Raw genomic sequence first — 7,938 nt, 5'->3', positions numbered from 1 at the left:
ACAGCTTATGCGTAACGTTAGGGAGAGACTGGAGCTGTCGTTTGCTGTGCATCACGCTTGCTGTGTCTTCGGCACTTTCCGAAGTGCGCAGCATTTCAGCCACCAATCTCCAGCATCCAAGACATCATGCACTTGCGTCCGCCTGCCGTTCATATTCGGCGAACATGCTTTCAGCTTGACCCTATTCACGCAGAGCGTTACCATCGCCCATGATTGTATCCTTCAAGTGCCAAAGGACGAAGGACCTCGCCGCTGGCAAGTCAGTCAGGGTTTTCGCTTCGTTCGAGCGTATTGCGCGGCGGAAGCTTCGGCAGCTTGAGATCGCTGCCAGCCTGGAAGACTTACGAGTTCCGCCTGGAAATCGACTTGAAGCGTTACGCGGGAATCGAAAAGGTCAGCACAGCATCCGCATCAACGATCAGTTTCGTATCTGCTGCCGTTGGACAGCAGCTGGCGTGGTGGATGTAGAGATCGTGGACTACCACTAGGATTCAAATGATGAAAACCCTGCCGCCTGTCACACCTGGAGAACTGCTGCGAGAAGAGTTCCTTCTCCCGATGGGGATCACTCAGTACCGGCTTGCAAAGGAGATTGCGGTTCCGCCTCAGCGGATCAGCGAGATCATAAGCGGCAAGCGGGGCATCACGGCTGACACGGATCTTAGGTTGTGTCGTTTCTTTGGGCTTTCCAATGGGTACTGGTTGCGGGCCCAGGCAGCGCATGATACGGAGGTGGCCGCTGCGTCCATGGCCAAGACACTGGCCAAGATCACGCCGTGGCCTGGCTTGGGCCGCGTTTCCTGAGGTCCGTTCCCTAACAACTGCTTGCAGCCGACTTGGCACCTGTCACGGCGCTTGCATTGAGGTGGAAAGTGATTCGCGGATAAAGAGAGCAAGCCCCGCGCCAGGTGCACGCGGCTGAAGCGCACGTTAGGCCGCGCACTCAAAGCAGCTCCAAGCTCCACCGCCTGAGGAAGAACAATGCAAGACACTGCCGCTGTCTACGCAGCACTTCACAAGATCCTGGCACCCTACGCAGCGAAGCTAGACGCAAAGAAGGACGACGAGTCGGAGTTGTATGTAGACACGAAGCACATCCAGAAGAACAAGAAGCCCTTGTTCTTCGGCGCGGTGCAAGTGAAGAAGTCGTACGTCAGCTTCCACCTCATGCCCGTGTACGTGCAGCCGGAGTTGCTGGCATCTGTATCGCCAGAGTTGAAGTCCCGAATGCAAGGCAAGTCCTGCTTCAATTTCTCCTGTGTCGAGCTGGCGCTCTTCAAGGAACTTGCCGCACTCACCAAGGCAAGCTACGCCAGCTACAAAGCGCAAGGCTTTGTCTCGTAGCTCGGTCGGCGCTTCGCGAGCGCGGCCTAACCCCTCGTTCAAGTGGAGCGCCAACGGCATGGCGCCCGCTTAACTCACACGGTAGGCAAGCAGTTTTTAGAAAGGGAAGTCATCAACGATGGGTTGCTGCCGACGCCTCACATTGTCCTTGCTTTAGCATGGGATCCGTGCTAACATGCGCCCATGATCCAAGACTTCCATGATCAGGGAACAGCTGACATCTTCGATGGCAAGCTGTCGAAGGCGGCTAGAAAGTCCTGCCCTGTCGACATGTTTCCGAAGGCGCAAAGCAAGTTGGAATACTTGGATTCGGCAGTATCACTTGAGGATCTCCGAGTGCCCCCAGGCAATCGACTTGAATCGCTGTCTGGGGATCGTGCGGGGCAGTTCAGTATTCGAATCAATCAGAAGTATCGCATCTGCTTCTATTGGACACCGAACGGCCCTTCACACGTCGAAATTATCGACTATCATTAATCCGGGAATCACCATGGTTCGCATTCCTACAAACCGATCACCAATTCATCCAGGTCAAATGCTTCTGCTGGAGTTCCTGGAGCCAATGGGGTTGAGCCAGCGAGACTTGGCAAATGGGATTTGTGTGCCATACCAGCGCGTCAATGAACTCATCAATGGCCGCCGCGGTGTGACTCCCAGTACGGCACTGCGCCTGGCCAAGTTCTTCGGGACTTCAGCCGAGGTCTGGATGAATCAGCAGATTCGATGGGATCTCTACTTTGCCCAAGTGTCGGAAGCAGATGATTTGCGGAAAATTCAGAAGGTCAAGGTCGCGTAATACAAGATGCATTTGTGGCGGTTGCCTAACAACTGCATGAAGCAGATGCCTCGTCTTGTCACGGCCTTTGCACTGGCAGATGACGCTGGCGCGTCAGACTTGGCGAGCAAAGCCCGCACCAAGCCGGTCACAGCTTATGCAGAACGTTAGGTGGGTTTGTTCAAGTCTGGCGAGCCGATCGACCGTCATTTCGCCGCCTTGCAGAATAGCTTGAGATTGATCCGGGATTCACTGTTATTGCCCGCCCTGTATTCGGAGGACCAAACAGATGCCTGAGTATTCCCGGATCACCTTCGATCCCAATGTCATGGGCGGCAAAGCCTGTATTCGCGGTCAGCGAGTCACAGTCGGTACAGTGCTTGGTCTATTGGCTGCTGGGCGGACTGTTGATGCCATTCTGGAAGCGTATCCATACCTCGAGCGAGAGGACATCCTGCAGGCGCTTGCCTATGCCGCATGGCGGGTTGAAGAACTCGATCTGCCATTGGCGCTGTAATGGCGCTCAAGTTCCTGGTTGATATGAATCTGTCACCATCCTGGATTGGTTGGTTTACAGAACACGGCTGGGAAGCAGCGCACTGGTCGGCTGTGGGCGATCCCGGGGCGACCGACGCTACTTTGGTTGCTTGGGCGCGTGAGAGACAATACACGCTGTTCTCGCACGATCTGGACTTCAGTAGAATTCTTGCCCTTTCCAATGCGAATGGACCAAGTGTCATCCAGGTGAGATCACAGGACGTGCTCCCTGATTCCCTTGGTCGGTTCGTGTTGGCGACTCTCCAACAATTTAGCACACAGCTTGAAGCAGGGGCCCTCTTGGTCTTGGAGGAGAAGAGAGCTCGGGTGCGGATTCTGCCTCTGCGGAAGTGATCTGTCGTACGGCAGAACCACCTAACAACCGCATGAAGCTGATGCCTCGCCTTGTCACGGCCTTTGCCTTGGCAGATGACGCTTGCGCGTCAGGCTTGGCGAGCAAAGCCCGCGCCAAGCCGGTCACAGCTTATGCAGAACGTTAGGCGAATAAAGGAGCTTCGGGTAGACATGCTTGGCTTCGTGATTTGCCTTGACAAGTATAATGCCCCTCGTTATAGTGGGTCCCATGATACAGTCTTTCAAGAGCCCTGGCACAGAGGACGTATTCAACGGCGTTGCCTCCAGCAGTGCTCGTAAATGCTGCCCTCAAACCGTTTGGCCAATTGCGTGGCGGAAGCTGGATCAACTCAACCGTGTACGAGATCTGGCAGAGCTTCAAGTGCCCCCTGGAAACCGACTGGAGTGGTTGAAGGGAAATCTGAAGGGCCTTTGCAGCATCCGGATCAATCAGCAGTACCGGATTTGTTTCCTATGGGAGAATGGACATGCCTACGAAGTCGAAATCATCGACTACCACTAGCGAAAGTGGACGGAGACTTCCGCTCAAGCGCCCACCTACACATCCTGGCGAAATGCTGCTCGAGGAGTTCATCAAGCCTCTAGGTGTAACGCAGGTTGAGTTGGCGCAAAGGCTGGGAGTCTCATATCCTCGTCTGAACGAGATCATCAAGGGTCGCCGTTCTGTCACACCGGATACTGCCATGCGGTTGTCTCGGGTTCTTGGGATGACCGCGGACTTCTGGCTTGGCCTGCAGCATGATTGGGATTTGTGGCACGCGATGAATAGTCCTGCTGCGAAAGAGATCTCGCGATTGAAGCCACTTGTGATGGTTGGGACACATATCGCCTAACAACCGCATGAAGCTGATGCCTCGCCTTGTCACGGCCTTTGCCCTGGCAGATGACGCTTGCGCGTCAGGCTTGGCGAGCAAAGCCCGCGCCAAGCCGGTCACAGCTTATGCAGAACGTTAGGGAGATGCAGGAGAAGTTATTGCTGTCCGTGGTCTTCATCCGTGCGTCCCAAGACTCAGGGCAAGTCCCGTTCTCCTGTGTGTGACGGCAGTCTGCGGCTTGGCCAGGCAGAGTCCGCGTGACCTGGCACTGTTCCAATACAGCGAACATACTTTCAGCTTGACCCTATTCACGCAGAGCGTTACCATCGCCTATGATCGTTTCCTTCAAATGCCAGAGGACCAAGGAGCTGGCTGGAGGCAAGGCTGTCAGGGCCTTTGCCGCCTTCGAACTCATCGCCAGGCGAAAACTCCGCCAATTGGAAATCGCTGCCAAGCTGGACGACCTTCGTATTCCGCCAGGTAACAGGCTTGAGGCCTTGAAGGGAAATCGAAGGGGGCAATACAGCATCCGAATCAATGACCAGTTCCGAATTTGCTTTCGGTGGACAGCGAACGGGGCGGTGGATGTTGAGATTGTAGACTATCACTAGGACTCAGATCAATGAAAACTCTACCGCCTGTCACTCCTGGGGAACTGTTGCGAGAAGAGTTCCTGCTTCCCATGGGAATCACGCAGTATCGGCTTGCAAAAGAGATCGCGGTTCCGCCCCAACGGATCAGTGAGATCATCAGTGGCAAGAGGAGCATCACAGCTGACACGGACTTGCGCTTGTGCCGGTTCTTTGGACTATCCAATGGGTATTGGCTGCGAGCTCAAGTGGCACACGACACAGAGGTGGCTGCTGCCACCATGGCAAAGACATTGGCGAAGATCACACCCTGGGCTGGCATCACCAGACTCTCCTGATGCCCGTCCCTAACAACCGCATGAAGCTGATGCCTCGCCTTGTCACGGCCTTTGCACCGACCGATGACGCTTGCGCGTCAGGCTTGGCAAGCAAAGCCCGCGCCAAGCCGGTCACAGCTTATGCAGAACCTTAGCTGGATTTTGATGGACAGAGCTTCTGACGTATTGTGCTAGCACCCAACCGACAGACGACATCAGGTTTGAAGTGGTTGATAACGAAAGACTTCGACCTTCTATATACGATTGGTTCTTGGCGCAGTGTTTTTCCTTGCCTCTGGGTTGATGAGGAGTTATACTCCAAGTATGAAAACAGCCATATCAATCCCTGACGCAGTATACACTGCGGCCGAACGCTTGGCGAAACGAACGCGTAAATCCAGAAGCCAACTCTATGCGGAGGCCATGGCTGAGTATTTGAATCGCCATGCACCTGATGAAGTAACCGAGGCACTGAACCGGGCTCTTGAAGAGATAGCGGATCCTGTGGATCCTTTTGTTTCTTCGGCATCGCAGAAAGTTCTCGGCCAAGAGTCATGGTAGAATTATACCAAGGCGAAATCTGGTGGGCAGAGCTGTCCGAACCTCGGGGCTCGGAGCCTGGATTCAGGCGACCTGTGTTGGTTGTGCAAGGAGATCATTTCAACCGAAGTCGGATTGCCACGGTTGTGTGCGTTCCATTGTCAAGCAATCTTAAATGGCAAGCGGCACCTGGCAATGTGTTGATTGAAGCAAAATTGTCAGGTCTTCCAAAAGACTCCGTCGCCAATGTTTCTCAGATTGTAACACTGGATCGAGAGTGCCTGGATCTGCGAGTCGGCAGTCTATCGAAGTCCTCCTTGGCTCAAGTCCTGGAGGGGATAGACACAGTGCTTGGCCGATAGCCCAGCTAACAACTGCTTGCAGCCGACTTAGCGCCTGTCACGGCGCTTGCATTGTGATGCGAGAAGAATCGAAGAATCGTGGAGAGCAAGCGCCGCGCCAGGCGCACGCGGCTGAAGCCAACGTTAGGGAGATGCAGGAGAAGTTATTGCTGTCCGTGGTCTTCATCCGTGCGTCCCAAGACTCAGGGCAAGTCCCGTTCTCCTGTGTGTGACGGCAGTCTGCGGCTTGGCCAGGCAGAGTCCGCGTGACCTGGCGCTGTTCCAATACAGCGAACATACTTTCAGCTTGACCCTATTCACGCAGAGCGTTACCATCGCCTATGATCGTTTCCTTCAAATGCCAGAGGACCAAGGAGCTGGCTGGAGGCAAGGCTGTCAGGGCCTTTGCCGCCTTCGAACTCATCGCCAGGCGAAAACTACGCCAATTGGAAATCGCTGCCAAGCTGGACGACCTTCGTATTCCGCCAGGTAACAGGCTTGAGGCCTTGAAGGGAAATCGAAGGGGGCAATACAGCATCCGAGTCAATGACCAGTTCCGAATTTGCTTTCGGTGGACAGCGAACGGGGCGGTGGATGTTGAGATTGTAGACTATCACTAGGACTCAGATCAATGAAAACTCTACCGCCTGTCACTCCTGGGGAACTGTTGCGAGAAGAGTTCCTGCTTCCCATGGGAATCACGCAGTATCGGCTTGCAAAAGAGATCGCGGTTCCGCCCCAACGGATCAGTGAGATCATCAGTGGCAAGAGGAGCATCACAGCTGACACGGACTTGCGCTTGTGCCGGTTCTTTGGACTATCCAATGGGTATTGGCTGCGAGCTCAAGTGGCACACGACACAGAGGTGGCTGCTGCCACCATGGCAAAGACATTGGCGAAGATCACACCCTGGGCTGGCATCACCAGACTCTCCTGATGCCCGTCCCTAACAACCGCATGAAGCTGATGCCTTGCCTTGTCACGGCCTTTGCACCGACCGATGACGCTTGCGCGTCAGGCTTGGCAAGCAAAGCCCGCGCCAAGCCGGTCACAGCTTATGCAGAACGTTAGACGGACGAGGGAAAATGACACCATATCAGGAATTCCAAAACTGCATTTCTGCAGCGCACGATCTTGTTAAAATCTATAAAGAGATGCGCAATCATAGAGGCATAGGTCTAAAGGGACAGCTTGATGCTAAAAACCTAGACCTTTTGTGGTTACCGCGATCTGCAGTTGTAACTAGCCTTTCGGCACTAGACTCCTACATTCATAAAGTTCTAATAGATAAGGTTCCAACAGTTTTGAAGAGCAATGCTCCTCCTATCTCTATTTGTGCAATTTTTGCAGAGAAATATCAAGTGAAGAATGGGGAAGGTTTCCGCAACGTTCTTTCTTTGATTAACTCACCTGACCCAATTTCAGAGTTGCTCAAAAAACTAAAGGAGGATGTGTTAGCCTTTCAATCATATCAGGCACCAGAAAAGATCATACACGCATACAGTTTGATTGGGCATGACAATATATTTGCCTCTGTTGCAGATAAGTGGCCGGGGCCTGCGTCAACAGAAAATGATATCAAAAGACGACTGACAAACTATGTAAAACGACGCAATCAAATTGCACATGAAGGGGATTTTGAATCAAGCGGTCATGTTCGACACATAAAGCCAGAGTATGCTAAAGATTGCTATGAGTTTGTTGAAGCTCTTGCCAAGAAGTTGAATCTGATAGTATACAAGATTTAGTCAACAAGTTTACGAGGTCTCAGTAGTTTTGATGGTGACCCGTCTAACACTGCTTGCAGCCGACTTTGCGCCTGTCACGGCGCTTGCAGTCGGAAGGGATAGGAAACGTCGGTAGGAGAAGGCAAGCGCCGCGCCAGGCACGTCGCGGCTGAAGCTCCCGTTAGGCAAGCATGGCACATGAATGAGGTAAACGCGAAGGCCTTTTGTCATCCGGCGGGTTGTTTCCCTTGCGATACCATGGAATCCGTGCTATCATGCGCCCATGATCCAAGACTTCCATGATCAGGGAACAGCTGACATCTTCGATGGCAAGCTGTCGAAGGCGGCTAGAAAGTCCTGCCCTGTCGACATGTTTCCGAAGGCGCAAAGCAAGTTGGAATACTTGGATTCGGCAGTATCACTTGAGGATCTCCGAGTGCCCCCAGGCAATCGACTTGAGTCGCTGTCTGGGGATCGTGCGGGGCAGTTCAGTATTCGAATCAATCAGAAGTATCGCATCTGCTTCTATTGGACACCGAACGGCCCTTCACACGTCGAGATCGTTGACTATCACTAA

Annotated in this window: 16 protein-coding genes; all 16 read left to right on the top strand. The window is 53.5% G+C overall.

Annotated elements, in window-relative coordinates; all coding sequences use genetic code 11:
* Positions 1-209 precede the first annotated feature (209 nt).
* The 16 genes from H6678_10355 (at position 210) to H6678_10280 (ending at position 7,938) form a co-directional block, all read left to right on the top strand.
* Positions 210-488: a type II toxin-antitoxin system RelE/ParE family toxin gene (locus H6678_10355; GenBank protein ID MCB9474200.1), complete on the top strand. Its 279-nt coding sequence runs from the start codon at positions 210-212 to the stop codon at positions 486-488.
* 10 nt (positions 489-498) lie between these two features.
* Positions 499-804, top strand: a complete 306-nt coding sequence (locus tag H6678_10350) for a HigA family addiction module antidote protein (protein ID MCB9474199.1) — start codon at positions 499-501, stop codon at positions 802-804.
* Positions 805-981: 177 nt separating this feature from the next.
* A complete protein-coding gene (locus H6678_10345) occupies positions 982-1,344 on the top strand; it encodes a hypothetical protein (protein MCB9474198.1) in 363 nt (120 codons plus the stop codon).
* A gap of 183 nt (positions 1,345-1,527) precedes the next feature.
* A complete protein-coding gene (locus H6678_10340) occupies positions 1,528-1,821 on the top strand; it encodes a type II toxin-antitoxin system RelE/ParE family toxin (GenBank protein MCB9474197.1) in 294 nt (97 codons plus the stop codon).
* A gap of 13 nt (positions 1,822-1,834) precedes the next feature.
* Positions 1,835-2,140, top strand: a complete 306-nt coding sequence (locus H6678_10335) for a HigA family addiction module antidote protein (GenBank protein MCB9474196.1) — start codon at positions 1,835-1,837, stop codon at positions 2,138-2,140.
* A 268-nt stretch (positions 2,141-2,408) separates the two neighbouring features.
* Positions 2,409-2,636, top strand: coding sequence for a DUF433 domain-containing protein (locus tag H6678_10330; GenBank protein ID MCB9474195.1), 228 nt, complete (start codon positions 2,409-2,411; stop codon positions 2,634-2,636).
* Positions 2,636-3,010 (top strand): DUF5615 family PIN-like protein, encoded by a 375-nt coding sequence (locus tag H6678_10325; GenBank protein ID MCB9474194.1) that lies wholly within the window; start codon positions 2,636-2,638, stop codon positions 3,008-3,010. Before H6678_10330 ends, H6678_10325 begins: the two co-directional genes overlap by 1 nt.
* A gap of 229 nt (positions 3,011-3,239) precedes the next feature.
* Positions 3,240-3,533 carry a type II toxin-antitoxin system RelE/ParE family toxin gene (locus H6678_10320; GenBank protein MCB9474193.1) on the top strand — a complete coding sequence of 98 codons (294 nt, stop codon included), beginning with the start codon at positions 3,240-3,242 and terminating at the stop codon, positions 3,531-3,533.
* On the top strand, positions 3,499-3,864 hold the full coding sequence (locus H6678_10315; protein ID MCB9474192.1) for a HigA family addiction module antidote protein: 366 nt from the start codon (positions 3,499-3,501) through the stop codon (positions 3,862-3,864). The genes H6678_10320 and H6678_10315 overlap by 35 nt, the downstream gene beginning before the upstream one ends.
* Positions 3,865-4,178: 314 nt before the next feature.
* Positions 4,179-4,457, top strand: a complete 279-nt coding sequence (locus tag H6678_10310) for a type II toxin-antitoxin system RelE/ParE family toxin (GenBank protein ID MCB9474191.1) — start codon at positions 4,179-4,181, stop codon at positions 4,455-4,457.
* 11 nt (positions 4,458-4,468) lie between these two features.
* Positions 4,469-4,774, top strand: coding sequence for a HigA family addiction module antidote protein (locus tag H6678_10305; protein ID MCB9474190.1), 306 nt, complete (start codon positions 4,469-4,471; stop codon positions 4,772-4,774).
* 533 nt (positions 4,775-5,307) lie between these two features.
* Entirely contained in the window at positions 5,308-5,655 is a 348-nt protein-coding gene (locus H6678_10300; protein ID MCB9474189.1) for a type II toxin-antitoxin system PemK/MazF family toxin, read from the top strand.
* Positions 5,656-5,975: 320 nt separating this feature from the next.
* Positions 5,976-6,254 carry a type II toxin-antitoxin system RelE/ParE family toxin gene (locus tag H6678_10295; GenBank protein MCB9474188.1) on the top strand — a complete coding sequence of 93 codons (279 nt, stop codon included), beginning with the start codon at positions 5,976-5,978 and terminating at the stop codon, positions 6,252-6,254.
* Positions 6,255-6,265: 11 nt separating this feature from the next.
* Positions 6,266-6,571: a HigA family addiction module antidote protein gene (locus tag H6678_10290; protein ID MCB9474187.1), complete on the top strand. Its 306-nt coding sequence runs from the start codon at positions 6,266-6,268 to the stop codon at positions 6,569-6,571.
* 148 nt (positions 6,572-6,719) lie between these two features.
* Positions 6,720-7,382, top strand: a complete 663-nt coding sequence (locus H6678_10285; GenBank protein MCB9474186.1) for a hypothetical protein — start codon at positions 6,720-6,722, stop codon at positions 7,380-7,382.
* A gap of 262 nt (positions 7,383-7,644) precedes the next feature.
* Positions 7,645-7,938, top strand: a complete 294-nt coding sequence (locus H6678_10280; GenBank protein MCB9474185.1) for a type II toxin-antitoxin system RelE/ParE family toxin — start codon at positions 7,645-7,647, stop codon at positions 7,936-7,938.

It is taken from the genome of Candidatus Delongbacteria bacterium (assembly GCA_020634015.1).
Taxonomy (GTDB): domain Bacteria; phylum CAIWAD01; class CAIWAD01; order CAIWAD01; family CAIWAD01; genus JACKCN01.
This window is presented reverse-complemented; position numbering and strand designations above follow the sequence as displayed.

Excerpts from the sequence above, each read along its gene's own strand:
- H6678_10335 (MCB9474196.1), top strand. The coding sequence starts at position 1,835 with ATGGTTCGCATTCCTACAAACCGATCACCAATTCATCCAGGTCAAATG.
- H6678_10310 (MCB9474191.1), top strand. The coding sequence starts at position 4,179 with ATGATCGTTTCCTTCAAATGCCAGAGGACCAAGGAGCTGGCTGGAGGC.
- H6678_10345 (MCB9474198.1), top strand. The coding sequence starts at position 982 with ATGCAAGACACTGCCGCTGTCTACGCAGCACTTCACAAGATCCTGGCA.
- H6678_10305 (MCB9474190.1), top strand. The coding sequence starts at position 4,469 with ATGAAAACTCTACCGCCTGTCACTCCTGGGGAACTGTTGCGAGAAGAG.
- H6678_10300 (MCB9474189.1), top strand. The coding sequence starts at position 5,308 with ATGGTAGAATTATACCAAGGCGAAATCTGGTGGGCAGAGCTGTCCGAA.
- H6678_10285 (MCB9474186.1), top strand. The coding sequence starts at position 6,720 with ATGACACCATATCAGGAATTCCAAAACTGCATTTCTGCAGCGCACGAT.
- H6678_10280 (MCB9474185.1), top strand. The coding sequence starts at position 7,645 with ATGATCCAAGACTTCCATGATCAGGGAACAGCTGACATCTTCGATGGC.
- H6678_10350 (MCB9474199.1), top strand. The coding sequence starts at position 499 with ATGAAAACCCTGCCGCCTGTCACACCTGGAGAACTGCTGCGAGAAGAG.
- H6678_10325 (MCB9474194.1), top strand. The coding sequence starts at position 2,636 with ATGGCGCTCAAGTTCCTGGTTGATATGAATCTGTCACCATCCTGGATT.
- H6678_10290 (MCB9474187.1), top strand. The coding sequence starts at position 6,266 with ATGAAAACTCTACCGCCTGTCACTCCTGGGGAACTGTTGCGAGAAGAG.
- H6678_10295 (MCB9474188.1), top strand. The coding sequence starts at position 5,976 with ATGATCGTTTCCTTCAAATGCCAGAGGACCAAGGAGCTGGCTGGAGGC.
- H6678_10320 (MCB9474193.1), top strand. The coding sequence starts at position 3,240 with ATGATACAGTCTTTCAAGAGCCCTGGCACAGAGGACGTATTCAACGGC.
- H6678_10330 (MCB9474195.1), top strand. The coding sequence starts at position 2,409 with ATGCCTGAGTATTCCCGGATCACCTTCGATCCCAATGTCATGGGCGGC.
- H6678_10315 (MCB9474192.1), top strand. The coding sequence starts at position 3,499 with ATGCCTACGAAGTCGAAATCATCGACTACCACTAGCGAAAGTGGACGG.
- H6678_10355 (MCB9474200.1), top strand. The coding sequence starts at position 210 with ATGATTGTATCCTTCAAGTGCCAAAGGACGAAGGACCTCGCCGCTGGC.
- H6678_10340 (MCB9474197.1), top strand. The coding sequence starts at position 1,528 with ATGATCCAAGACTTCCATGATCAGGGAACAGCTGACATCTTCGATGGC.